The 24,390-nt window shown below is 65.9% G+C and carries 19 protein-coding genes; 5 read left to right on the forward strand and 14 right to left on the reverse strand.

The genetic code is table 11. The annotated features are described in order from the left end of the window. Positions 1-132: 132 nt before the first annotated feature. Complete coding sequence (locus ACFYLW_RS03880; RefSeq protein WP_312062353.1) at positions 133-1,764, forward strand: long-chain-fatty-acid--CoA ligase; 1,632 nt, start codon at positions 133-135, stop codon at positions 1,762-1,764. A 17-nt stretch (positions 1,765-1,781) separates the two neighbouring features. After that, complete coding sequence (locus ACFYLW_RS03885) at positions 1,782-2,477, forward strand: DUF1499 domain-containing protein (RefSeq protein ID WP_312062356.1); 696 nt, start codon at positions 1,782-1,784, stop codon at positions 2,475-2,477. On the opposite strand, the gene ACFYLW_RS03890 is transcribed toward ACFYLW_RS03885, so the two are convergent. Further along, positions 2,474-3,400 carry an MBL fold metallo-hydrolase gene (locus ACFYLW_RS03890; RefSeq protein WP_312062358.1) on the reverse strand — a complete coding sequence of 309 codons (927 nt, stop codon included), beginning with the start codon at positions 3,398-3,400 and terminating at the stop codon, positions 2,474-2,476. The genes ACFYLW_RS03885 and ACFYLW_RS03890 overlap by 4 nt on opposite strands. A 228-nt stretch (positions 3,401-3,628) precedes the next feature. After that, positions 3,629-4,030 (reverse strand): TIGR01244 family sulfur transferase, encoded by a 402-nt coding sequence (locus ACFYLW_RS03895; protein WP_312062360.1) that lies wholly within the window; start codon positions 4,028-4,030, stop codon positions 3,629-3,631. Between the two features lie 239 nt (positions 4,031-4,269). On the opposite strand from ACFYLW_RS03895, the gene ACFYLW_RS03900 reads away from it, so the two are divergent. Continuing rightward, positions 4,270-7,425: a TonB-dependent receptor gene (locus tag ACFYLW_RS03900; RefSeq protein WP_312062362.1), complete on the forward strand. Its 3,156-nt coding sequence runs from the start codon at positions 4,270-4,272 to the stop codon at positions 7,423-7,425. 127 nt (positions 7,426-7,552) lie between these two features. On the opposite strand, the gene metH is transcribed toward ACFYLW_RS03900, so the two are convergent. From metH to ettA, 7 genes are all read right to left on the reverse strand, one after another. Then, entirely contained in the window at positions 7,553-10,219 is a 2,667-nt protein-coding gene (gene metH / locus ACFYLW_RS03905) for a methionine synthase (protein ID WP_312062363.1), read from the reverse strand. Then, positions 10,219-10,680, reverse strand: coding sequence for a hypothetical protein (locus ACFYLW_RS03910; protein WP_312062365.1), 462 nt, complete (start codon positions 10,678-10,680; stop codon positions 10,219-10,221). The genes metH and ACFYLW_RS03910 overlap by 1 nt, the downstream gene beginning before the upstream one ends. Then, positions 10,677-11,771: a homocysteine S-methyltransferase family protein gene (locus ACFYLW_RS03915; RefSeq protein ID WP_312062367.1), complete on the reverse strand. Its 1,095-nt coding sequence runs from the start codon at positions 11,769-11,771 to the stop codon at positions 10,677-10,679. The genes ACFYLW_RS03910 and ACFYLW_RS03915 overlap by 4 nt, the downstream gene beginning before the upstream one ends. Continuing rightward, entirely contained in the window at positions 11,772-12,746 is a 975-nt protein-coding gene (metF, locus tag ACFYLW_RS03920) for a methylenetetrahydrofolate reductase [NAD(P)H] (RefSeq protein ID WP_312062369.1), read from the reverse strand. Beyond that, positions 12,746-13,708: a metalloregulator ArsR/SmtB family transcription factor gene (locus ACFYLW_RS03925; protein ID WP_312062370.1), complete on the reverse strand. Its 963-nt coding sequence runs from the start codon at positions 13,706-13,708 to the stop codon at positions 12,746-12,748. Before ACFYLW_RS03925 ends, metF begins: the two co-directional genes overlap by 1 nt. 115 nt (positions 13,709-13,823) lie before the next feature. After that, a complete protein-coding gene (locus ACFYLW_RS03930) occupies positions 13,824-14,753 on the reverse strand; it encodes a 2-hydroxyacid dehydrogenase (protein WP_312062371.1) in 930 nt (309 codons plus the stop codon). A gap of 99 nt (positions 14,754-14,852) precedes the next feature. After that, on the reverse strand, positions 14,853-16,520 hold the full coding sequence (gene ettA, locus ACFYLW_RS03935) for an energy-dependent translational throttle protein EttA (RefSeq protein WP_312062373.1): 1,668 nt from the start codon (positions 16,518-16,520) through the stop codon (positions 14,853-14,855). Between the two features lie 178 nt (positions 16,521-16,698). On the opposite strand from ettA, the gene ACFYLW_RS03940 reads away from it, so the two are divergent. Then, positions 16,699-18,240: a serine hydrolase gene (locus ACFYLW_RS03940; RefSeq protein WP_312062374.1), complete on the forward strand. Its 1,542-nt coding sequence runs from the start codon at positions 16,699-16,701 to the stop codon at positions 18,238-18,240. Here ACFYLW_RS03940 and ACFYLW_RS03945 read toward each other — a convergent pair. The 3 genes from ACFYLW_RS03945 to ACFYLW_RS03955 form a co-directional block, all read right to left on the reverse strand. After that, a complete protein-coding gene (locus ACFYLW_RS03945; RefSeq protein WP_312062375.1) occupies positions 18,200-19,090 on the reverse strand; it encodes an alpha/beta hydrolase-fold protein in 891 nt (296 codons plus the stop codon). The genes ACFYLW_RS03940 and ACFYLW_RS03945 overlap by 41 nt on opposite strands. A gap of 67 nt (positions 19,091-19,157) precedes the next feature. Further along, on the reverse strand, positions 19,158-19,769 hold the full coding sequence (locus ACFYLW_RS03950) for a TIGR02466 family protein (RefSeq protein WP_312062376.1): 612 nt from the start codon (positions 19,767-19,769) through the stop codon (positions 19,158-19,160). A gap of 191 nt (positions 19,770-19,960) precedes the next feature. Then, positions 19,961-20,731 (reverse strand): tRNA1(Val) (adenine(37)-N6)-methyltransferase, encoded by a 771-nt coding sequence (locus ACFYLW_RS03955; protein WP_390182893.1) that lies wholly within the window; start codon positions 20,729-20,731, stop codon positions 19,961-19,963. A 143-nt stretch (positions 20,732-20,874) separates the two neighbouring features. Here ACFYLW_RS03955 and ACFYLW_RS03960 point away from each other — a divergent pair, with 143 nt between their 5' ends. Then, entirely contained in the window at positions 20,875-21,849 is a 975-nt protein-coding gene (locus tag ACFYLW_RS03960) for a polyprenyl synthetase family protein (protein ID WP_312062389.1), read from the forward strand. On the opposite strand, the gene ACFYLW_RS03965 is transcribed toward ACFYLW_RS03960, so the two are convergent. Further along, positions 21,846-23,072, reverse strand: a complete 1,227-nt coding sequence (locus ACFYLW_RS03965) for a hypothetical protein (RefSeq protein WP_312062378.1) — start codon at positions 23,070-23,072, stop codon at positions 21,846-21,848. The genes ACFYLW_RS03960 and ACFYLW_RS03965 overlap by 4 nt on opposite strands. Positions 23,073-23,171: 99 nt before the next feature. After that, entirely contained in the window at positions 23,172-24,377 is a 1,206-nt protein-coding gene (locus tag ACFYLW_RS03970; RefSeq protein WP_312062380.1) for a pyridoxal phosphate-dependent aminotransferase, read from the reverse strand. Positions 24,378-24,390 lie beyond the last annotated feature (13 nt).

The following is a 24,390-nucleotide window of genomic DNA, read 5'->3' on the forward strand; positions in this document are numbered from 1 at the left end:
CCGTCGGGTTTGGCAAACCGTCGATAGAAACTGCGACTTTGTTTCCCTAACGGCACGTTGCTTATCGCTGTTCACCTAGATAGCGTCGCTGCAAAGCGCCACGTTCTAGAGGGTGCGAGACGAGGGAATGCGATGCTGGGTTTGATGCAGGACTGGCCGCTGACGGTCGACAAGATTCTCGATCACGCGAAGAATTGGCACCCGAACCGCGAGGTCGTGACGAGATCCGTCGAGGGGCCGATCGAGCGCACCACCTATGGAGCCATCCACGGTCGGGCCAAGCGGGTGTCGAACGCCCTGAAGGCCTGGGGCGTGCAGCCTGGCGACCGGATCGCCACCCTGGCCTGGAACACCGGCGACCATATCGAGACCTGGTACGGCATCATGGGCATCGGCGCGGTGTGCCACACCCTGAACCCCCGCCTGTTCCCGGAGCAGCTGGTCTATATCATCAACCACGCCGGTGACCGGATCATCTTCGTCGACCTGACCTTCGTGCCGCTGCTGGACGCCATCCTGCCGCACTGTCCTTCGGTCGAGCGCGTCGTCATCATGACCGACCCGGACCACATGCCGCAGACCAGGCTGCCGGTGGTCGAGTGCTATGAGACCGTGCTGGAGCAATCCTCGGAAGACATCGAGTGGGGCGGCTTCGACGAGCAGACCGCCTGCGGCCTGTGCTACACCTCGGGCACGACGGGGAACCCCAAGGGCGTCCTCTATTCGCACCGCTCGAACTTCATCCACACCCTGCTGGGTCTGCAATCGACGGTCCTGGGCGCCACGCCCAAGGAAGTCATCCTGCCGGTCGTGCCCATGTTCCACGCCAATGCCTGGGGCATCGCCTTCGGCGGGCCGGCGGCGGGCTCCAAGCTGGTCATGCCGGGCGCGCGTATGGACGGCCCGGCCATCTATGAACTGCTGGAGACCGAAGGCGTCACCTTCTCGGCCGCCGTGCCGACCGTCTGGCAGGGGCTGCTGAACCACCTGCGCGAGAACAATCTGAAGCTCTCGACGGTCAGGCGCGTGCTGATCGGCGGCGCCGCCGTGCCGGAAAGCATGATCCGCGCCTTCCATGACGAGTTCGGCGTCGAGGTGTTGCAGGGCTGGGGCATGACCGAGACCTCGCCCATCGGCACCCTGTCGAACATGACGCCCGAACTGGCCGCCCTGCCGTTCGAGGAGCAGCTGAAGTGGCGCGTCAAGCAGGGCACGCCGCCGCTGGGCGTCGAACTGAAGCTGAAGAACTACGCCGGTCAGGAGATGCCGCACGACGGCTCGACCTACGGCCGCCTGATGATCAAGGGGCCGACCATCGCCCGCGCCTATTTCCGCGACGAGGGCGGCGAGATCCTGGATAACGAAGGCTTCTTTGACACCGGCGACGTCTCGACCATCGACGACCACGGTTTCATGCAGATCACCGACCGGGCCAAGGACGTCATCAAGTCCGGCGGCGAATGGATCAGCTCCATCGAGATCGAGAACCTGGCCGTGGGCCATCCCAAGGTCGCCCTGGCCGCCGTCATCGGCTCGGCCCACCCGAAATGGGATGAGCGCCCGGTCCTGCTGATCAAGCTGAAGGAGGGCGAGACCGAGGACAAGCAGGAGCATCTGGACTTCCTGGTCGGCAAGATCGCCAAGTGGTGGATGCCGGACGACGTGGTCTTCCTGGCTGATATTCCGCTGGGCGCCACGGGCAAGATCGACAAGAAGCTGCTGCGCGAGCAGATGAAGGATTACCGTCTGCCGACCGCAGGCTGATCTTTCAGGAGGGCCGCATGGCTGAACCATCCCGAACGCAGGCGCGAACGGCTGAAATCCGTCTGCGCTGGCTGACGCTGGCGGCGTTCGCGGCGCCTCTGCTGGTGCTGGCCGCCGTCTTCGGGACGCGGCTCGGTCTGTGGAGCGCCGAGTTCGGCCTGGAGGTGCTGACGCTGAGGATCGGACGCATCCTGGCCTTTGTCGGGCTGGCGGCGGCTTTGGTCGCCGTCATCGTCGCGATGAAGGACATGAGGCGCCGCGGGCTCTACGCCGCGGTTTCACTGGTCGTAGCGGGCGCGGCCGTGGCCCTGTTCATGGTGCAGGGGCAGCGCTTCGCCGTCCCGGCCGCCAATGATGTGACCACCGACGCGGGCGAGCCTCCCGCCTTCTCCCGTGCGGTGCTGGCCATGCGCGGCGGGCAGGGGGGGGCGACCCCATCCGTCGCCTGTCCTGATCTGGTTTCCGTTCCGCGCCAGGTGGCGCCCGAAACGGCGGCGGCGGCGCTGGAGGCGGCGGGATTCACGCCTCGCGGCGCTGCGGCTTTCAGGGCGGACGGCTCCAAGGAAGGCTTCTGGTTCGGCCTGACCCATGACGCCGCCATTCGCATTCGTCCGGGCCGCACTGACGTGCGCGTGGCCCAGCGAGAGGGCGTGGCGGTCGGCGACGAGGCTTGCCGACTGGCCCGCGCCATTACGGACGGTCTGCAGCCCTAGTCGGCGGTCAGGCTGTAGCTGGCGGCCAGCGTCGGTTCCGGCGTGGCCGCGGCGCGGCCCTCCTTCACCAGCTTGATCAGGTGTGACAGCACCGACAGGCTGGCGGCCGGCCACAGCCGCTGATCGACGGCGGCATAGAGGGCCGGAACCATCTGGGCGATGGTCGTGTCGCCCGCCGCCAGCCGGGCCATGATCTGCGCCTCGCGCTCCAGCCGATGGTCGCGATAGGCCTTCAGGAAGGGCGCGACCTGGGTGATGGCCGGGCCGTGCGTCGGCCAGATGGTCGAGAAGCCGCGCGCCAGCACCCGGTCAAGACTGGCCATATAGGCGGCCATGTCGCCGTCCGGCGGGGCGACGACCGTGGTGGACCAGCCCATGACGTGGTCGCCGCTGAACAGGGCGTTCTCCTCGCGCAGGGCAAAGGCCATGTGGTTGGACGCATGGCCGGGGGTGGCCATGGCCTCCAGCGTCCAGCCGTCGCCATCGACCCTGTCGCCGTCGCTCAGGATGACGTCCGCTGTGAAGTCCGCATCGTCGTCCTCGTCCATCGAGGCCTTATCCATGGCGTCCGAGGCGTGGATGGTCGGCCCTTGCGGCGCCGCCGCCAGGATCGGCGCGCCGCCGACCGCCTCGGCCAGGGCGCGCGACAGGGGGGCGTGGTCGCGATGGGTGTGGGTCACCAGGATATGGCTGACGGTCCGCCCCTTCACCGCGCGCAACAGGGCGTGCAGGTGAGCCTCGTCTTCGGGGCCGGGGTCGATCACCGCCACACTCGTCCCCGGCATGTCGCGCCCGACGATATAGGTCCCTGTTCCGGTGAAGGTGAAAGGTCCCGGATTGTCGGCGATGACCCGCTGGATCAGCGGCGACACCTGATCACGATGGCCGTAGGTGAAGTCGAACTGTCGGACATAGGGGATCACGGGCGGGCGTCCTCGGCGTGCAGCGGGGGCCAGCGTGGCGCCGACCTTGCGTTCAACGCTTGTAACCCATTCAGGAGCCGTCGCCGTGATCCGAACTGCCGCTTTTCCTGTCTCAAATCGGCTTCCGGCCGTGATCGCCGCCTTGCTGTGTCTTGCGACGACGCAGTGGATCGTCGCCTCATGTACGCCCGAACCCGCCGCGCCCTATGCGGCGCGGGCCGCCGTCCGCTAAAGCGGCAGGCGGCTCAGGTCGTAGCCGGCGGCCAGCGCCGTCGCTCGCAGATCATCCGCATTCGCGCCCCGCAGGCGCTCGGCCATGGCCCAGGCGGCGGTTGATCTCATGCCCGACCGGCAAAAGAGAAGGATGCGTTCTCCCGGAGACAGGCTGTTCATAGCTTCAAGCGTGCGAAGAGCAGCGGCCTGATCCGGAAGACCCGAGACTGGAATTTCCAAGTAGCGCATGCCGGCCTTGGCGGTCATCTCCGTCATTTCCGCAGACGTGGGCTGATTTGGGTCTTCGCCTTGAGTTCGATGGCTGACCACGACCTTCACATTGGCCCTTGCGGCTTCCGCGAGGTCATTGAAGTCGATCTGGCCGGCGACAAATGTGGCTTCATCTAGGGGGTGCATTGCAACTTTCTTTGCTCAATGTGGCTAAAAATCAGCACGTTAAGTAATAGTGTGGCGAGTATGTGACGATATGACACACATCGTGCGACGAAGCAGAAATTTCCATGCGGCGCTTTCAGCGTCCCGCTAACATGGGTCTGCAGGGAGCGTGAGGGGCGACCGGCCCGGCTGCAGATGCCCATGAACTTTCCCTGATAGGGCGGGTAGCGGCTTATTGGATGCTTCCAGAGGAGGATATCTTGAAGATTAGAAACATTCGGCAGCGTCTGCTTCAGTCTACTATGATTGGCGGCACGGCGCTCATGGCGTTGACGGCTGTATCGGTCGGGACGCTCGCAGCGCCCACAGTTGCATCCGCACAGGATTACACCAGCGGCGTTCTGACCGGCACGGTCTCGGATGCTTCTGGCGCGCGGGTGGCGGGGGCCACGGTCACCACCACGTCGGCTCAGGGAACTGTGCGGACGACGACGACCGACGCCAACGGCTCATTCCGCCTGCCGGCTCTGGCTGTCGGCTCGTATGAGGTTAGCATTTCATCCTCCGCTGGCTCGGCCACCGATCGCGTGTCGGTGTCGCCGGGTGGCAGCAGCTACGCCTTTACCGTGGCCAACTCGGGCGGAGCGACGACCGTGGGTGACGTGATCGTCACTGGCGCGCGCAAGACGCAGGACTTCAGTCGCACCGACACCGGTCTGAGCGTTGATGTGCAGGAATTCGCTGATCGGGTGCCTACCGGCCGCAGCATCAATGCTGTGACCCTGTTCACTCCGGGTGCCAGCGCCCCCGATGCCACAATCGCGGCTAGTTCGCGCCGCAACCAGTCGCTGGTTTCGCTGTCGGGCACCTCGGCTGCTGAAAGCGTTTATTATATTAACGGTCTGAACGTCACCGATCAGCGCAGCTTCCTCGGTTACGGCGAGCTCCCGTTTGATTTTATCCAGACGATCGACACCAAGACGGGCGGCTATCAAGCTGAGTACGGCCGCGCTACCGGCGGCGTCGTCAACATCGTGACCCGCTCTGGCAGCAATGAGTGGACCGGGGGGGTCAGCACCTATTGGACTCCGAACGGTCTGCGTAGCTCGCGAGGCGTTTCCTACCAGGCTGGTGGCAACAACGCCGCCGGCATTCAAAACTTCAACCAGTATTCAGAGAGCGATGTGAAGGATTATACCGCCTATATCGGCGGTCCGCTCTGGAAAGATCATCTCTTCCTGTTCGGCGTCTACAACATTCGTGATGTCGAAACGGCCGGCGCTCGTTCGCGGACATATGCGTACAGCGCCGCGAACCCGGATGGCGTTGCCGGCGCAACGCGAACCCAGAGCTATGCGTCTTATGACGATCCCCGCTGGGCGGTGAAGCTGGACTTTGTTTTGAACCCGCAGCATCGTCTTGAAGCAACGCTTATCAACGACGAAACGACCACCACCACTGTCACCAAGACGTTTGACGCCACCACCGATGCATACCTGCGCGAAACTGCGCCGATCTACGCCGATGCCGGAGGTCTGACGCAGATTTACAAGTACACGGGCGTTTTCACCGATTGGTTCACCTTGTCGGCGCTGTTTGGTCGTCAAGAAAATTCTCAACTGGATTATGGTGATCCAATCAACATTCCGGGCATTCGCGACTATGTGGCGAATGGTGGGGGCTATATTACGTCAGGTATTCATGCCGGACCCTACAATCTGGAAGGCGAGGATATCCGCAAGACCTATCGTGTGGATGCCGACTTCTACGTCAACCTGCTTGGCGAGCACCATCTCCGTGTGGGCTATGACAAGGAGGATCTGACGTCCACGGCGCGCAGCGCCTATTCGGGCGGGGCGCTCTACTATGCGCTGGATCAGGCTGATTGCCCGGCCGGTACGCCCGCTGCCGGTTGCGTCGAAGTGCTGACCTTCGCCAACAACGGCCGCTTCACGGCTGAGCAGACCGCGCTGTATGTTCAGGACTCGTGGGACATTCTGCCCAACCTGACGCTGCAGTTGGGTGTCCGCAACGACCAATACGATTACAAGAACGTCGATGGCGAGAGCTATATCAAGGTCGACGACCAATGGGCTCCGCGTCTTGGCTTCAACTGGGACCCGCTCAGTGATGGAGTGAATCGTATTTATGGTTCGTTCGGTGATTACTATCTGCCGATCGCGACCAATACGTCCATTCGTGCTTCCTCGGGTGAGGTCTATACGGACGAGTTCTTTGATGCGACCCGCAATCCGGATGGCTCTTTGACCCTGAACGGCAACTACCCGGTTCTCGGTACGCGCCGTCAGATCGACTACCTCAGCCCTCCGGGCGCTCCCGATCCGCGCACGGTCGCCGAAGCCGACCTGAAGCCGATGTATGAGCGCGAGTTTGTGCTTGGCTACGAACACAGCTTCGTGGACGGCATGTTCGCCGACTGGTCTGCAGGCGTTCGTTATGTCAACCGCAACCTGGAAGAAGCGATTGAGGACACGGCGATCGGTGACGCCATCGTCCGCTATTGCATCCGCACCAATACGGCCTGCGGCCAGTCCGGACCGGGCGATGCTGATTTCGCTTCGCTGTTCCCCTATGTGCTGGTGAACCCGGGCGATGGAGCTTCGGTCTTCATCGACCTTCAGGGCGATACGCGCACGCTGGGCAATGGTGCGCCGAATCCGGCCTACAATCCGCAGCAGATCAATCTGACAGCGGCAGACTTGGCGCTGCCGGAAGTTGAGCGCAAGTATCAGGCTTTGGAGTTCACCTTCCAGCGTCCGTTTGATGGTACTTGGGGGCTCCAAGGATCGTACACCTTGGCCGAGTCCAAGGGTAACTACGAAGGCGCTGTGAAGTCCGACATCGGTCAGACCGACACGTCGATCACCCAGGACTACGACCACGCGGCCAACTCGTTGGGCGCCTATGGCTATCTGCCGAACCATCACGCCCACACGATCAAGCTGTTCGGTTCCTATGCGCCGAACGACTTCTTCAACATCGGTGCCAACTTCACGGCGCAGTCGGGCCGTTATTATGGCTGCTTGGGCCGTGTGCCGGTGTCGGTCGATCCGCTGTCGCCTCAAGTCGGCACCCCGTCGGGTTGGTACTGCCCGATTGGCGCGAACAATGCCGTCATTTCTACGCCGCGCGGTTCGCAAGGGGAAACGCCCTGGACCTATCAGCTTGACCTGAGCATGAACTTCAACCTGCTCCAGGACGAGACGAAGGGCGCTCTGACGGCCTCGGTCGACATCTTCAACGTCTTTGACAATGACGAAGTCACGCGAGTCGTGGAGCAGGGTCTGGTTCGCACCGGCAGCAATGCCCCGAATGCTCGTGCGCCTTATTTCGGCATGGCGCGCAGCTACCAGGCTCCGCGTACGCTTCGCTTCGGTCTGCGCTACCGCTTCTAAGTTTGAGGTAGTCTGATCAGGGCGGCGAACTTCGGTTCGCCGCCCTTTTTTTGACTTCGGTTGCGCGCGCCCGGCGTCAGATGGGACGACAGCTGACGCCCCGTGCGGCGGTGTGGTCGAGAATGGGCTAGGCCACCGTCTCACGCGCCGCTGTACTTGGCTCGTAGTTGAGGATGGGGGCCAGCCAGCGTTCGGCGGTTTCGACGTCCCAGCCCTTGCGGCGGGCGTAGTCTTCGATCTGATCGCGGTCGATCTTGCCGACGCCGAAGTAGTGGCTGCCCGGATGGCCGAAGTAGAGGCCCGAAACCGAGGCCGGCGGGGTCATGGCGTAGCTTTCGGTCAGGGCCATGCCCGCGTTGTTCCCCGCGTCCAGCAGGCGGAACAGGGTGGCCTTTTCCGTGTGGTCGGGCTGGGCCGGATAGCCGGGGGCGGGGCGGATGCCCTGGTACTTCTCTTCGATCAGGTCCTGCGTCGTCGTGACTTCGTCGGCGGCATAGCCCCAAAGCTCGGTCCGCACCTTCTTGTGCAGGGCCTCGGCGAAGGCTTCGGCTAGGCGGTCGGCCAGGGCCGTGGCCATGATCGAGGAATAGTCGTCGCCGGCGTCCTTGAACTTCCTGGCGATTTCCAGTTCGCCGTGACCCGCCGTGACGGCGAAGGCGCCGACGTAGTCCTGGCCTTCTTCCGCGATGAAGTCTGACAGGGCCAGGTTGGGCTTGCCGTTCGACTTCTTGATCTGCTGACGCAGGGTGTGGAAGCGAGCGATCTCTTCGGCGCGGCTCTCGTCGGCATAGACGGCGATGTCGTCGCCCACGGCCTGAGCGGGCCAGAAGCCGACGACGCCCTTGGCCGTGAACCACTTCTCGTCGATGATCCGCTTCAGCATGGCCTGCGCGTCCTTGAACAGGTCCTGCGCCGCCTCGCCGACGATCTCGTCTTCGAGGATCAGGGGATAACGGCCGATCAGCTCCCAACTGGCGAAGAAGGGCGTCCAGTCGATGTGGTCGGCCAGATCGGCCAGGTCCCAGGCGTCAAACGCCCGCACGCCGATAAACGACGGCTTGCCCGGCATGGTCGCGGCGGGATCGGCGTTGAAGCGGTTTTCGCGCGCCTGCTGCAGCGTGGCGCGGGCCTTCACCTCTTGTCCGCGCGCGTACTGTTCGCGGATGCGGATGTATTCGTCGCGCGTGGCGGCTTCGTTGTTGGCCTTTTCGGTGGGCGACAGCAGACCGGACACCACGCCGACGGCGCGGCTGGCGTCGATGACATAGGTGGTCGAGCCCTTGCGATAGCCCGGCTCGATCTTGACCGCCGTATGGGTGCGGCTGGTCGTGGCTCCGCCGATCAGCAGGGGCATGTCGAAACCGCGTCGCTCCATCTCGCGGGCGACGAAGACCATCTCGTCCAGTGACGGGGTGATCAGGCCCGACAGGCCGATGATGTCGACCTTGTGCTCGATGGCGGCGTCCAGAATGCGGTCGGCCGGGACCATGACGCCCAGGTCGATGACCTCGTAGTTGTTACACTGAAGCACGACGCCGACGATGTTCTTGCCGATGTCGTGAACGTCGCCCTTGACCGTGGCCATCAGGATGCGGCCCGCCTGCTCGCGCGGTTTTCCGGCCTTCTCGGCCTCCATGAAGGGTTCCAGCCAGGCGACGGCCTGCTTCATCACGCGGGCCGATTTCACCACCTGCGGCAGGAACATCTTGCCCGAGCCGAACAGGTCGCCGACCACGTTCATCCCGTCCATCAGCGGGCCTTCGATGACGTGCAGGGGGCGTTCGGAGGCCAGGCGGGCCTCCTCGGTGTCGGCCTCGATGAACTCGGTGATGCCGTGGACCAGGGCGTGGGCGATGCGGGCCGCGACGGGCTGTTCGCGCCAGCTCAGGTCGACGACGCGCGCCGCGCCCTTTTCGCCCTTGTAGCGGGGGGCCATGTCCACCAGCCGCTCGGTGTTGGACACATTGGTCCGCTGCGGCCGGTTCAGGATCACGTCCTCGACGGCTTCGCGCAGTTCGGCGTCGATGTCGTCATAGACGGGCAGGTCGCCCGCGTTGACGATGCCCATGTCCATGCCGGCGTTGATGGCGTGGTACAGGAAGACGCTGTGGATGGCCCGGCGTACCGGCTCGTTGCCGCGGAAGCTGAACGAGACGTTGGACACCCCGCCCGAGACGCGGGCGTAGGGCAGGGTGGCCTTGATGACCTTCGTCGCCTCGATGAAGTCGACGGCGTAGTTGTCGTGCTCCTCGATCCCTGTCGCCACGGCGAAGATATTGGGGTCGAAGATGATGTCCTCGGGCGGGAAGCCGACCTCGTTGACCAGGATGTTGTAGGCGCGGGTGCAGATCTCGATCTTGCGCGCGGCGGTGTCGGCCTGACCCACCTCGTCAAAGGCCATGACCACGACGGCGGCGCCGTAGCGCAGGCATTTGATCGCGTGCTCGCGGAAGGCGGCTTCGCCCTCCTTCATCGAGATCGAGTTGACGATCGGCTTGCCCTGAACGCACTTCAGGCCCGCCTCGATGACCTCCCACTTGGAGCTGTCGATCATCACCGGCACGCGGGCGATGTCGGGCTCGGCCGCGATCAGGTTGAGGAAGGTGCGCATGGCGACGGCGCCGTCCAGCAGGCCTTCGTCCATGTTGATGTCGATGATGGCGGCGCCCGCCTCGACCTGTTGACGCGCGACGTCGAGGGCGGCGGTGTAGTCGCCGTCCACGACCAGCTTACGGAACTTGGCCGAGCCGGTGACATTGGTCCGCTCGCCGACGTTGATGAAGACAGGACGCATCAGGCAGTCTCGGAATTTAGGACGGGCAGTTTTGAACGCTGCCACAGACTCTTCTTGATTGAACGGGCGCGTCGGCACGACCAGACGGACACCGCTGTGCTCTTGGCCGCCTCCTTGAAGCCTCGACTATCGAGGAATACCCACGAGCGAGTGGGGTATCCGCGAGGTCCGCTGACGGTTACGCCCCGGCCAGAAACCACGGCATCGCAAAGAGCGAGCGCTCGTTCGACGTCGCGATCATCCAAGAGGGGTTCGTAATCCAGACCTTGGCCGGTGCTTACGCGCAGTTCGAAACTGCCGATGCGCGCGTCGAGATAAGACAGGTTGTTGCCGTCTCCCAATCGCAGCAGAACCGCTTTTTCGGAATCATGATCAATCTCGCAGGCAGAATTAGCGGCTGCGAAGCTGGCTAGTTCGATCCGCATACGCCGGAACGCTTCGATTTCGGGGGCCTCACTCACGCCACCAGCTCGAAGGGTTCGAGGCCCGCCAGACGCATGGCCACGGGGCGCTCGGGGATTTCGCGCGGTTTCAGCGGCGCGACTTCTTCGGCGACGTGCTTGATGTGGTCGGGGGTGGTGCCGCAGCAGCCGCCGACGATGTTGACCAGGCCCGAGGCGGCCCATTCCTCGATGAAGTGGGCGGTTTCGTGCGGTTGCTCGTCGTACTGGCCCATGGCGTTGGGCAGGCCGGCGTTGGGGTAGGCGGCGACCAGGGTGTCGGCCACGCGGCTCAGTTCGGCGATGAAGGGCCGCATCAGGTCGGCGCCGAGGGCGCAGTTGAAGCCGACGGCGAAGGGCTTGGCGTGACGCACGGAGTTCCAAAAGGCCTCGGCGGTCTGACCGCTGAGGGTGCGGCCTGACCGGTCGGTGATGGTGCCGGAAATCCAGATGGGCAGGGCGGGGAGGCCCTCGTCCTCGAGGTCCTTGATCGCCTTGATGCAGGCCTTGCAGTTCAGCGTGTCGGTGATGGTCTCGATCAGATAGAGGTCGACGCCGCCCTCGTTCAGGGCCTGCACCTGATGGCGATAGGCGTCATAGACCTGATCGAAGGTCACGCTGCGCGCGCCGGGATCGTTCACGTCCGACGACATGGACAGCATCTTGGTCAGCGGCCCGATGGAGCCGGCGGCGAAGCGGGGCTTGTGCGGCTCTTTCGCCGTCCAGCGGTCGGCGGCGGCGCGGGCCAGCCGGGCGCCTTCCAGATTGATGTCCCAGACAGCCTGAGCGTCCAGATGATAGTCATCCTGGGCCAGCACCGTGCCGGAGAAGGTGTTGGTCTCGCTGATGTCGGCGCCCGCGCCGTAATACTGGTCGTGCAGGTCGGCGATGATGTCGGGGCGAGTGATGCAGAGGATGTCGTTGTTCCCCTTCATCTGGTGCTTTTCGTCATAGCCCTTGGCCGCGACGAAACGGTCGCCGCGGAAGTCGGCTTCCTCCAGCCCGCGCCGCTGGATCATGACGCCCCACGACCCGTCGAGGACCAGGATGCGTTCCTTGGCCGCCGCGTGCAGGGCTGCGATCCGTTCGGGACGGGTAAGGGGGGAGGTCATTTACGCAACAGCCTTGGTTTCACGCACGCCCAGCACCCGGCAGATCGCATAGACCAGCTCGGCGCGGTTCAGGGTGTAGAAGTGGAAGTCCGAGAAGCCCTCTTCTTGCAGTCGCGCGCAGGTCTCGGCGGCGATGGAGGCGGCCAGCAGCTTGCGGGTCTCGGGATCGTCGTCCAGCCCGTCGAAGTGGGCGGCCAGCCAATCGGGGATGGAGGCGCCGCAGGCCGCGCTCATCCGGCTCAGGCCCTTGAAGTTGGACACGGGCATAATGCCGGGGATCAGGGGGATGGTCACGCCCGCCGCCCGCACCCGGTCGCGGAAGCGCAGGAAGGCCTCGATGTCGAAGAAGAACTGGGTCACGGCGCGGGTCGCGCCGGCGTCGATCTTGGCTTTCAGGACATCAATGTCGTGATCGATCGACGGGCTTTCCGGGTGTTTCTCGGGATAGGCGCCGACGGTGATGTCGAAGCCGCCGACGCGGCTGATGGCCCGGGACAGTTCGGTGGCGTTGGCGTAGCCGTCGGCGCGAGGGGCATAGGCGCCGCCGATGCCCCCAGAATTATCATGTCCGCCCGGTGGATCGCCGCGCAGGGCCACGATGTGATCGACGCCGATGGCCTTGTAGCCCTCGATGACCTCATCCACCTCGTCCCGGCTGGCCTCGACGCAGGTCAGGTGGGCGGCGGGGCGCAGGGTCGTCTCGCTGATGATGCGCTGGACCGTGCGGTGGGTGCGCTCCCGCGTTGAGCCGCCCGCGCCATAGGTGACCGAGACGAAGGCGGGGTTGAGCGGCTCCAGCCGACGGATGGCGGACCACAGATTGGCCTCGGCCTCGTCCGACTTGGGCGGGAAGAACTCGAAGGAGACGCTGACGGCGTTGTGGTTCGAACCGGCGCGCGCCACAGGGCCGAGCGGCGACAGCAGCAGGGCGCGGGCTTCGGCCAAATTCAGCGAGGAAGCGGAGGAGGGAGCCATCAGGCGGTCTTTCGAGCAGGGACATCGGCGCGCTCGCCGGTCCAGATGTGGACGGTCAGGCCCTCGGTGTCGGGCGGCAGGGCGACCGGGGCGTCGGCGGTCAGGCCTGCGTCGGCCAGCCAGCCCTGGATTTCCTCGTCGGCGAAGCCCAGGCGGCGATGCTGGTGCGCTTCACGCAACTGCTCCAGCTGGTGCGGGGCGAAGTCGACGATCAGAAGCTTGCCGCCGGGCATGACCAGACGCGCGGCCTCGGCCACGGCGGCGGCGGGGTCGGCCAGATAGTGCAGGACCTGATGCACGATCACCAGATCGGCGCTGCCGTGCGGCAGGCGGGTCGAGAAGATGTCGCCGTGACGCAGCTCGACCTTGTCCAGCCCGGCCTTGGAGACATTGGCGCGGGCGATGTTGAGCATGTTCTGGCTGAGGTCGAGCCCGACCGACATCTTCGCCTTCTTGCCGAACAGGGTCAGCATCCGACCCGAACCGGTGCCCAGATCGACGACGCGCTCGAACGGGCCGGGACCGGCCGCCTGCTCGACGGCGGTCTCGACCGCGCTCTCGCAGACATAGAGGCTGCGCATCTGGTCCCACTGGGGCGCGACCTGCTCAAAATAGCGGGCGGCGTCGATGGCGCGCTCCTTGCGCACCTCGTCCAGACGGCGATGGTCGGCCTCGCCCTCGGCGTCGTCCAGCAGGTCCAGAACGGTGTCGATCAGCCGCCGCGACAGGGCGTCGTGGGACAGGCGGTAGAAGACCCGCGCCCCGTCAGGGAATCGTTCGATAAGCCCGGCGTCGGCCATCAGCTTCAGGTGACGCGACACGCGCGGCTGGCTCTGGTCCAGAACCCGCGACAGCTCCATGACCGACAGCTCCTCGGCGGCCAGCAGCGACAGCACGCGTAAACGGGTCGGTTCGCCCGCGGCGCGCAGGGCCTCGACGGTCTGGTCAGCAGTCAGTGTCATGAGGTCGTATAAAGATATCCTTATACGATTATGCAAGCAAAATCTGACCGCAAGCGGGCGCGATGCGACGGTCAAGCCGCATGGATCATTCAGAGACCCGTGAGATCGTGCGGGCTCACGTCGTGACGGGCGTCTTGAGCGGTTCGCCCGCGAAATGGGCGGTCAGATTCTGCAGCAGCAGCATCAGCATGCCCTGCACCGCCTCGGTCGTGGCTCCGGCGGTGTGAGGCGTAAGCACGGTGTTGGGCACGCTGGCCCAGCGTGCGGCGTCGGTCGGCTCGATTTCGAACACGTCGAGCGCGGCGCCGCCGAGGCGTCCGTCGCGCAGGGCGGCGATGACGGCGTCCTCGTCCACCAACTGGCCGCGCGCGACATTGACCAACAGGCCGGACGGGCCGAGCGCCTCGATCACCTCGGCCGAGATCAGGCCGCGATTGGTCTCGTCCGCGCGGCAGGCGACGACCAGAATGTCTGAGGCGCGGGCCAGATCGATCAGGCTGTCGGCGCGCGGCCAGGCGGCGTCCTTGGCGCGCGGCGCCCACCACTGGACGGTCATCCGCATGACCTCGGCGCGACGGGCCACGGCCTCGCCGATGGCGCCCAGACCGATGATGCCGAGGGTCTGACCGCCCATCGACGGGGTGATGGTCTTGGAGGCAGGGGTCCAGCCGCCCGCGCGGACCTGGCGGTCGCCCTCGGCGATCTGACGCCGCGCGGCCAGGATCAGGCCAACGGCGTGATCGGCCACGTCCTCATGGTTGATGGCGGGGGCGTGGGTGACGGGCAGGCCGCGCGCGCGGCACCAGTCCACGTCGATGCCGTCATAGCCGGAGGTGAAGCAGGCGATCAGCGACAGGTTGGGCAGGCGTTCGATCAGGGCCTTGTCCAGCTCGAACTCGCCCGCCACGACCAGGACGCGCACGTCGGCGGCGGCCTCGACCGGCGGTCCTTCCCAGAAGCGATAGACGTCGTAGGCGCTTTCGAGAAAGGCGCTGAGCGGTCCGAGGTGCCGCTGCATGATCAGGATGGCGGGGCGCTGGGTCATGGGCCGCAGACTAACCCGGTTCCGCCACTTCGCCAGCGGCCAAAGAAAAACGGCCCCCCGAGCGGATCGGAGGGCCGTTTAATCTAGCTTAGCGCTGGATCAGCGACCGAACTTCTGGTGCTGGATGCGCTTGGGAATGATGCTGTCCGCACCCAGGCGGCGCATCTTGTCCTGTTCGTAGGCTTCGAAGTTACCCTCGAACCATTCCACGTGGCCGTCGCCTTCGAAGGCGAGGATGTGAGTGGCCAGACGGTCAAGGAACCAGCGGTCGTGGGAGATGACCACGGCGCAGCCGGCGAACTCTTCCAGAGCCTCTTCGAGGTTCTGCAGGGTCTCGATGTCCAGGTCGTTGGTCGGTTCGTCGAGCAGGATCAGGTTGCCGCCGGCGGCCAGGGTCTTGGCCAGGTGCACGCGGTTGCGCTCACCGCCGGACAGTTGACCGACCTTCTTCTGCTGGTCGCCGCCCTTGAAGTTGAAGCTGCCGACATAGGCGCGGCTGTTAATCTCGCGCTTGCCGACCAGCATGATGTCGGTGCCGCCCGAGATGGCCTGCCAGATGGTGTCGTCCGGCTTCAGATCGTCGCGCGACTGGTCGACATAGGCCAGCTTGACCGTCTCGCCGACCTTGATGGTGCCGCCGTCAGGCGTTTCCTGGCCGGTGATCAGCTTGAACATGGTCGACTTGCCGGCGCCGTTGGGGCCGATGACGCCGACGATGCCGTTGGGCGGCAGCTTGAAGGTCAGGTTGTCGAACAGGGTCTTGTCGCCATAGGACTTCTTCAGGCCCTCGACTTCCAGCACCACGTTGCCGAGGCGCGGGCCAGGCGGGATCTGGATGACGGCGAAGGACTGGGCCTGACGCGAGTTTTCCTGCTCGGAGACCATCTTCTCGTAGGCGGCCAGACGGGCTTTGGACTTGGCCTGACGGGCCTTGGCGCCCGAGCGGACCCATTCCAGTTCACGGGTGAGGGCGCGCTGGCGAGCTTCCGATTCCGACTGCTCCTGGACGACGCGCTTCTGCTTGGCTTCCAGCCACGAGGAGTAGTTGCCCTCGTGCGGGTGGCCCTTGCCGCGGTCCAGCTCCAGCGTCCACTTGGTGACCTGATCCAGGAAGTAGCGGTCGTGGGTGACCAGGATGACGCAGCCCGGGAAGTTCTCCAGGTGGTGCTGCAGCCAGGCGACGGATTCGGCGTCCAGGTGGTTGGTCGGTTCGTCCATCAGCAGCATGTCGGGCTTGCTGAGCAGCAGGCGGGCCAGGGCCACACGGCGCTTCTCACCGCCCGACAGGTTGGTGACTTCCCAGTCATCCGGTGGGCAGCGCAGGGCGCCCATGGCCATTTCGATGCGACTGTCGATGTCCCAGACGTCGCCCGCGTCGATCTTTTCCTGGAGGGCGGTCATCTCCTCCATCAGTTCGTCGGTGTAGTTTTCGCCCAGCTCGTTGGCGACTTCGTTGAAGCGGTTGACCCACTGCTTCTCTTCACACCAGGCTTCGACGTTCTGGCGAACGTTCAGGGCGGGATCCAGCTGGGGCTCCTGCTCCAGATAGCCGCGCTTGATGCCGTCGGCGGCGCGCGCCTCGCCCTGGAACTCGTTGTCCAGGCCGGCCATGATCTTCAGCAGGGTGGACTTACCCGAACCGTTGACCCCGACGACGCCGATCTTGGCGTCGTTGTAGAAGCTCAGCCAGATGTTCTCGAAGATCTTCTTGCCGCCGGGGAAGGTCTTGGTCAGACCCTGCATCTGGAAAATATATTGCTGCGCCATGAGGTGCGGTTTCGCCCTGTCGTCTGATCTGATGGGGAGGTTGGCGCGGGATGTAGCCGTCGCGGACCCTTTGGGCAAATCTCTAGACGTAACGCGGGGCGGTTTGAAGGCGCTGCATCCGTTCCGCCCGCTCGCGGCCTCTACCCGTCAGCCCGTTGAGGGCAGGGGAGCGGCGTTTATGAAATCACTGGCGATGGGAGTGCTGTTGGCGGGGACGCTGGCCGGCACGGCGGGCGGGGCGAGCGCGCAGGACCGCGCGGCCTTCGGCGCGGCGATGGACGCCTTTGCCAGCCGGGCGATGCAGCGGGTCGAGGCGGCGCCCGGTCTGGCCGTCGCCGTGGTCGACCGGGACGGGCTGGTTCATGCGGCGGGTTTCGGCGTGGCGGACGTGGCGACGGGCGCAGCCGTCACGACGGACACCCAATTCTACATCGCCTCGGCCACCAAGAGCTTCACCGCTCTGTCGTTCGCCGCCATGGCGCACCGAGGCGAGGTGGATCTGGACGCGCCCCTTGCCGATTGGGCGCCGCCGTCCGGCGTCCCGTCGGACATCGCCGCCCGGATCACCCTGACCGACTTGCTCAGCCACCGCTCGGGCGTGGACAACGCCCCGATCGCCTTCCGCCTCGCCTATTCCGGCGACTGGACGCCCGAGGTCCTGTGGCGGCTGACGGCGGAGACGCGACCGCGCGACACTCCCTATGGCCATTTCGTCTATGCCAACGCGGGCTACAACCTGGCCACCTTGCTGGCGGAGCGCCGCTGGGGGCGGGACTGGCGCGAGATGGTCGAGGACGAGGTGCTGACGCCGCTGGGCATGACCGCCACGACCGCGCGCATCGACGAGGCCCGTGCGTCGGGGGCGGTGGTCGCCGTCGGACATTTCGGACGGATCCCCAGCCAGCCCGAGCGGTCGCCCCTGCAGAAGACCGACGCGACGATGCAGTCGGCGGGCGGGCTGATCTCGACCGCGCACGACATGGCCCTGTGGCTCGAGGCGCAGATCAACGACGGCCGTGTCGGCGGGCGCCAGGTCTTGCCGGCGGGGCTGGTCGCCTCGACCCACGTGTCGCGGGTGGGGCAGGAGGCGACCTTCGGCCCCTATGTCCGCACCGGCTATGGTCTGGGCTGGCAGGTGGGGCGGTATGGCGACGACGTGCTGATCCACCACTTCGGCAACTTCTCGGGCTCGCGCGCCCATGTCTCCTTTATGCCGCAGCGGCGTCTGGGCGTGGCCGTCATGGTCAACGAAGACGCCTTCGCCGGCGATCTGGCCGATGTGGTCGCCAACTACGCCTATGACTGGTTCGCCGGTCTGCCCGACATCGACGCCGTCTATGACGCCAGGCTCGACGCCCTGGTCGTCGAGCGCGACCGCCGCCGCACAGGCATCACGGGCGCCGTGGAGGCGCGGGGCAAGCGACCCCGCACCCTGTCGCTGCCGAACGCGTCCTACGTCGGGGACTACGTCAACCCGGCCTATGGAACCCTGACGATCCGCGAAACGGGCGAGCGTCTGTCCGTCGCCATCGGCGTGCAGCAGGTGCTGGCCGACTACCTGACCGAGCCGGAGGGCCTCCGCGTCGAACTGACTCCGTTCCGAGGCGAAGGCGTCGTGTTCAAACTGGATGCCGACGGTCGCCCCGCCTCGCTGGTCAGGACGCAGTGTTCGAGCGAAACTAGGGCTTGGCGGGCAGGACCGCCATCAGGGCGCGTGTGAAGCCGCGTGGCGCGACCGTCAGGTGGTCCTCCTCGTTCAACACTTCGCTGGTCAAGGTCAGGCCCTGATAGCCGCGCGACCGGAGGCGCTTCTCGAAACGAGCGTTGTCTCCGACCATGTCATAGCGGGTGTTGAGGCGACCGGACCCCGGAAACTCGTACTCGCCGATATACATATGGACCCGCGCCGGAAGGTCCGTGTGCGCGCGGGCGTAGTCAGCTTCAGTCTGCATCATGGCGTGATCGCCGAACCAGAAGGACGGACTGCCCAGAATATAGCCATCGAACAGTTCCGGTTCGCTGAACAGGATCTGCGCCCCCAGCAGCCCGCCATAGGAATGGCCCAGCAGGATGCGGCGCGCGGGGTCCGCCCGGAAGCGGTTTTCAATGAAGGGCAGAGCCTGAGTCTTCAGATAGGCCTGATAGGCCGCGCCGCCGCCCGTGCGATCATTGATACGGACGGGGGTGTAGTCGCGGGTGCGGCTGCTCATGCCGCCTTCTCCCACCGCGTAGGACAGACCGACCAGGATGAACTCCTCGATGACCGGACCATCCAGATTCACCCGCCGGGCGATCTGGCGAATGATGGGGAAGGCGTAGTCGGCGTCGGTGACATAGAGGACCGGATAGCGGCGGTTGGGCTGGGCCTCATAGCTGGCGGGCAGGCTGACGAAGACCTCGTAGTCGCGGCCCGACACCGGATCGGGCACGCTCCAGACCTGGGTGCCCGTCAGCACATAGGGCGCGCCCTCGGCGGCGGATCCGGCGGTGGTTTGGGCGTCTGCCCGTTCGCCGCAGCCAGCGGCGAGGCTCGCCGCTACCAGAATCGTCGCCAGTCCCAATGCCCGCATGGAGCCCCCCCCCTCAAGCTTCACCAGAAGGGCAGACTTCAGGGCAAATGCGGCGTTGAAAGGGCGATCAGGCGTAGTTGAAGCTGATCGAGATGCGCTGTTCCTCGGCGCGGTTGGCCGGGACCTCGTGGCGCAGCCAGCTTTCCCACATCAGGATCGTGCCCGAGGCCGGCTTCAGATAGACGAAGGGTTTCTCGGCCTCGCTGGCCTCGGCGGTCAGGCCGGGGCGGGCCATCATCATGACCAGGCGCGGATCCTCGATCTTCAGCGACGAGGCGCCGTCGGGGACGTGGATATAGATGGTGCCGGAAATGATGGCGTGGGGGTGGATGTGGCCGGTGTGGCCGCCGCCGGGCATCAGGACATTGACCCACAGATTGTCCAGCTTGGGCTTGCGCGCCAGATCGAAGTGCAGGGCCTTGGCGTAGGTGGCGGCGTGCTTGTCGAGCAGCTTCTTCAGCTCGGCGAACTCGGGGAAGCGGTGCGGCAGGTCGTTGATCGAGCCGTAGGAGGTGTAGCCCGGATAATGATTGGCCTTGCACCATTCGATCCCGGCCTCGTCCTCCTCGGCCATGACCAGGCAGAGGTCGAGGATTTCCTCATGCAGTTCGGGCCAGGCGGCGGTTTCGGCCAGCGAGGCTTCATAAACCTGGGTAGGGAAGAGGGGGCGCAGGGACATGGCGGTTCCATACCGCTCCGTCGCCGGTTTGGGGAGGGCGTTGCCAGTAAACCCGCTCATCCCGGCGAAGGCCGGGATTCAGATGCAAACGCCGATGACCTTTCATGAAGGCGCGACGGGAGCCCGGTTTTCTTCAGGTCGCGACATACAATCTGGATCCCGGCCTTCGCCGGGATGAGCGGCTTCGGGGGTCAGAAGGGGAGCGCAGATTCCCCGCGCAGAATCGCCTCGGCCTCAGGGCTGTGCTTGGCGTCGGTGCGGTCGTGCAGGACCAGGGGCGGCAGCAGGCGCAGCGGCGCCTTGCCGGTCTTGATGGCTTGGACCAGCACCCGCTTGGCGGGTTGGTCGGCGTAGGGCTGGATGGGGCGGATGGCGAAGGAACCGGCCTTCTCGCCCAGCAGGGCCAGCAGGTCGGCCAGGCGGTCGGCGCGGTGGATGACCACGATCTTGCCGCCCTCGCGGACGGCCTTCAGCAGAAAGCCCGTCCAGGCCTTCAGCCCGTCGTCGGCCATCCATGCGCCCTGCTTGCCGGGAGCGGGCACCCGCAGCGCGCCGGGGTCGTCGAAGAAGGGCGGGTTGCTGACCGCCCAGTCGAACGCCGGCAGGTCCAGGGCGCGAAACCCCTGCGCCACATCGCCGCTGAGAATGGTGGCGCGGTCATCGACGCCGTTCAGGGAGGCGTTTTCGCGGGCCAGTCCGGCGGCGGTCGCATCGCGCTCCAGCCCGGCCAGGATCACGCCGGGGCGACGGGCGGCCACTTGCATCAGCACAGCGCCCGCGCCGCAGCCCGCCTCGATCAGGCGCTCGCCCGGCTTGGCCTCGACGGCGGCGGCCAACAGGGCCGCGTCCATACCGGCGCGATAACCCTTCACCGGCTGGCGCAGGCGGACACGTCCGCCCAGCAGGGCGGATTCCGCAACTTCGGCGGCGACAGTAAGGGCTGACCCGGCTTGACCCATCATGACGCCGCCACCATTGTGCGCCGCATCGCGTTCGGGCAAGCGGATGCGAGTGATTTCCGGGCGAATCTTCCCCTTCGCCCCCTGAGTTGAAAGAGATTTTCGTGGACGCAGCTCTCGTCGCCGCTCCCCGCCCCAAGGGCGATGTGGACGCTCTTGTTCGTCTGGCAAAGGACGACATGGCGGCGATCGACGCCCTGATCATCGCCCGGATGCAGTCCGACGTGCCGGTGATCCCGCTGTTGGCCGAGCATCTGGTCTCGGCGGGCGGCAAGCGTCTGCGCCCCCTGCTGACCGTCGCCGCTGCACGCGCCATCGGCGCCACAGGCGAGATCGAGGGACCCAAGAAGCTGGCGGCCTCGGTCGAGTTCATCCACACCGCCACCCTGTTGCATGACGATATCGTCGACAGCTCTGAGATGCGACGCGGCAAGGTGGCGGCGCACCTGATCTGGGGCGCGGCCTCGTCGGTGCTGGTCGGCGACTTCCTGTTCGCGCGGGCCTTTGAGCTGATGGTCGAAACCGATTCCTTGCGTGCTCTGGGTATTCTGGCGACGGCGTCCAGTGTGATCGCCGAGGGCGAGGTGCTGCAACTGACGCGCGCCCACGACCTGAACCTGGATCAGGACACCTATCTGCAGATCATCCGCGCCAAGACCGCCGAACTGTTCGCCGCCGCCGCCGAGTCAGGCGCGGTGGGCGCCGGCGCGACCGAGGAACAGGTCAAGGCGCTGCGCGACTACGGCATGGCCCTGGGAATCGCCTTCCAACTGGCCGACGACGCCCTGGACTACGGCAGCGACACCGCGACGCTTGGCAAGAACGCCGGCGACGACTTTAACGAGGGCAAGGCCACCCTGCCGCTGCTGCTGGCCGTCCAGCGCACCAAGGGCAAGGAAGACCTGTTCTGGGACCGCGTCATCACCAAGGGCGAGCGCACGCCCGAGGACTTCAACCGGGCGCGTGAACTGATCCTGGGCACGGGCGCGGTCGAGGCGACGCTGGACGCCGCCGGCGACTATGCCGACCGGGCCAAGGCGGCGCTGTCGGTGCTGCCGGCCAGCGACTGGCGCTCGGCGCTGGAAGACCTGGCCGACTTCGCGGTCAGCCGCGCGGCCTAGTTTCGACGCCGCAGCCCGCCTAGCCCCCTCAGAAGAGAACGCGCGGCGGCGCCCACGGTCGGCGGCGTGGGAACACTGCGGTCCTGAGCGCGCGCGCCATCGGCCCCGTCGCCCATGTCCATGTCCGACATGTCCACGCCCAGCATGGTCGTGGTGGTCGAGCCGTAGCGCACCTTGACCACGTGCTCGATGTTCCAGGCCTCGCGCCGGTTGGCCGGGCGCGGCGGATAGGTGAAGTCGGCCTCGCCGCCAAAGGCCGTGACCTTCACCATGGCCTGGGGCGCGGCGGCCAGGACGGCGCCGGGGATCGGGCAGCGCGTGGTCGTGGCGGGCAGAACCACCTTCTGCGCGATCAGCCGGTCCAGATTGCCGGGCGACAGGAAGTCGGGGATCATGCCGGGCGAGATGGCGATGTCGCTGGAGCTCCAGATGACGACGTCGCCGGCCTCGTTCGCGCCCATGGTCAGGGCGAAGTAGCCGCGCGCGTTCGGCACGATCTGCCAGCCCAGGCCCGAGCCGTCGTTCGGCCCGACGCCCGTCAGTTGCAGCGGGGCCAGGAAGTCCTGATCGCCGTTCAGGCTGAAGGCTATGTCGGGGGTGTAGTCGCCCTGAACCTTGTGCTCGCCGACCAGGGAGCCGTCAGGCGGCACGGTCTGGCTGTCGCGGCTGTTGGGCCAGTCGCCGTAGGTGCGGCCCGAGCCGGGCGAGGGCGGCGTGGGCGAGGACAGGCGGATGTTGTTCGCAAGGGCGCCGAACTGGCTGCCGCTGTTGCGAGACAGTTCGATCACGACGGGTTGGCCGGCGCCGGTCGCCTCGCCGCAGCCGTGATAGATCAGCATCCGCAACGAGCCGCCGTAGTCCTGCGGCGCGTCGCGGTCGTAATCGGGTCCACGTTCGGGCATGTCCGGCGTGATCAGCGGCAGGCTGGGGCCGACGCCCAGGGCGGCGGGCGGCAGGTGCTCGGCGTGGGGCGAGGCCGTGGTGCGGCTGGATTGAAGCTGCAGCGTCAGCGACTTGTGGACGCCGCCGCCGGACATCATCGCCATGGGGTTGAACCCGCGACCGCCGGCGCCGCCCATGCCGGGCAGGCCGCTGCTGGTCTGGGCGGTCATCCAGTAGGTGGCGACCGGGCCGGTGGTGGGCTGGGACTGGGCGGCGGCGAGGGCGGGCGCAGTCAGGGCGGCGGTCAGCGCCAGGGCGCTGGCTGTCGTCAAACGCTTCATGAGACTAGCCTCCGAAGGATCGAGTATCGACGATCTTCGAACGCTACGCCTCTCGCGACGATCGCGCCAGAGACGCGACCGCCGCTCTATGAGGAATGCCTATTTCAGCGAGGCGCAGAACTTCTGGATACGGCGGCAGCCTTCTTCCAGCACGGCTTCCGAGGTGGCGTAGCTGATGCGGAAATAGGGGCTGAGGCCGAAGGCGGCGCCCTGGACCACGGCCACGCCTTCCTGGTTCAGCAGTTCGGCGGTGAAGACCTCGTCGTCGGTGATGACCACGCCCGATTCCGTCGTCTTGCCGATCAGGCCCTCGATCGAGGGATAGACGTAGAAGGCGCCTTCCGGCGTCGGGCAGCGGATGCCCGTGGCCTGGTTCAGCATGGACACCACCAGATCGCGGCGCTTCTCGAAGGCGCCGGCGCGTTCGGTCAGGAAGTCCTGCGGCCCGTTCAGGGCCTCGACGGCGGCCCATTGGCTGATCGACGACGGGTTCGACGTCGTCTGGCTGGCCACCTTGCGCATCAGGTCGATCAGCGGCTTGGGGCCGCCCGCATAGCCAATGCGCCAGCCGGTCATGGCATAGGCCTTGGACACGCCGTTGCAGGTCAGGGTGCGGTCGTAGAGGTCGGGCGCGACCTGGGCGATGGTGACGTATTCGAAGTTGCCATAGACGAGGTGCTCGTACATGTCGTCGGTCAGAATCCAGACCTGCGGGTGCTGGCGCAGCACCACGGCCAGGGCTTCCAGCTCGGCGCGGGTATAGGCGGCGCCGGTCGGGTTCGACGGCGAGTTGAGGATCAGCCACTTGGTCTTGGGCGTGATGGCGGCGTCCAGAACCTCAGGGCGCAGCTTGAAGCCGTCGGCTTCCTCGCCGATCACGGTGACGGGCTCGCCGCCGGCCAGCAGCACCATGTCCGGGTAAGAGACCCAGTAGGGGGCGGGCACGATGACCTCGTCGCCGGGGTTCAGGGTGGCCACCAAGGCGTTGTAGATCACCGGCTTGCCGCCTGAGGCGACGTGGATCTGATTGGTTTCGTACTTCAGGCCGTTTTCGCGCGCGAACTTGGCGACGATGGCCGCCTTAAGCTCCGGCATGCCGTCGGCGTCGGTGTACTTGGTCTCGCCGCGGTGGATGGCCTCGATGGCGGCGGCCTTGATGTTGTCGGGGGTGTCGAAGTCCGGCTCGCCGGCGCCCAGACCGATGACGTCGCGTCCCTGGCGTTTCAGCTCGCGCGCCTGAGCAGTCACGGCCAGGGTGGCCGAAGGCTTGACGCGGGCGAGAGAGGCGGACTGAAGGCTGGACATGTCTATCCCGTCT

It is taken from the genome of Brevundimonas sp. NPDC007368 (assembly GCF_042869015.1).
Lineage (GTDB): Bacteria > Pseudomonadota > Alphaproteobacteria > Caulobacterales > Caulobacteraceae > Brevundimonas.

What these genes read in the sequence shown, in the direction of transcription:
- ACFYLW_RS03880 (WP_312062353.1), top strand. Translation starts at nt 133, where the DNA reads ATGCTGGGTTTGATGCAGGACTGGCCGCTGACGGTCGACAAGATTCTC.
- ACFYLW_RS03885 (WP_312062356.1), top strand. Translation starts at nt 1,782, where the DNA reads ATGGCTGAACCATCCCGAACGCAGGCGCGAACGGCTGAAATCCGTCTG.
- ACFYLW_RS03895 (WP_312062360.1), bottom strand. Translation starts at nt 4,030, where the DNA reads ATGCACCCCCTAGATGAAGCCACATTTGTCGCCGGCCAGATCGACTTC.
- metH (WP_312062363.1), bottom strand. Translation starts at nt 10,219, where the DNA reads ATGCGTCCTGTCTTCATCAACGTCGGCGAGCGGACCAATGTCACCGGC.
- ACFYLW_RS03915 (WP_312062367.1), bottom strand. Translation starts at nt 11,771, where the DNA reads ATGACCTCCCCCCTTACCCGTCCCGAACGGATCGCAGCCCTGCACGCG.
- metF (WP_312062369.1), bottom strand. Translation starts at nt 12,746, where the DNA reads ATGGCTCCCTCCTCCGCTTCCTCGCTGAATTTGGCCGAAGCCCGCGCC.
- ACFYLW_RS03925 (WP_312062370.1), bottom strand. Translation starts at nt 13,708, where the DNA reads ATGACACTGACTGCTGACCAGACCGTCGAGGCCCTGCGCGCCGCGGGC.
- ACFYLW_RS03930 (WP_312062371.1), bottom strand. Translation starts at nt 14,753, where the DNA reads ATGACCCAGCGCCCCGCCATCCTGATCATGCAGCGGCACCTCGGACCG.
- ettA (WP_312062373.1), bottom strand. Translation starts at nt 16,520, where the DNA reads ATGGCGCAGCAATATATTTTCCAGATGCAGGGTCTGACCAAGACCTTC.
- ACFYLW_RS03940 (WP_312062374.1), top strand. Translation starts at nt 16,699, where the DNA reads ATGAAATCACTGGCGATGGGAGTGCTGTTGGCGGGGACGCTGGCCGGC.
- ACFYLW_RS03945 (WP_312062375.1), bottom strand. Translation starts at nt 19,090, where the DNA reads ATGCGGGCATTGGGACTGGCGACGATTCTGGTAGCGGCGAGCCTCGCC.
- ACFYLW_RS03950 (WP_312062376.1), bottom strand. Translation starts at nt 19,769, where the DNA reads ATGTCCCTGCGCCCCCTCTTCCCTACCCAGGTTTATGAAGCCTCGCTG.
- ACFYLW_RS03955 (WP_390182893.1), bottom strand. Translation starts at nt 20,731, where the DNA reads ATGATGGGTCAAGCCGGGTCAGCCCTTACTGTCGCCGCCGAAGTTGCG.
- ACFYLW_RS03965 (WP_312062378.1), bottom strand. Translation starts at nt 23,072, where the DNA reads ATGAAGCGTTTGACGACAGCCAGCGCCCTGGCGCTGACCGCCGCCCTG.
- ACFYLW_RS03970 (WP_312062380.1), bottom strand. Translation starts at nt 24,377, where the DNA reads ATGTCCAGCCTTCAGTCCGCCTCTCTCGCCCGCGTCAAGCCTTCGGCC.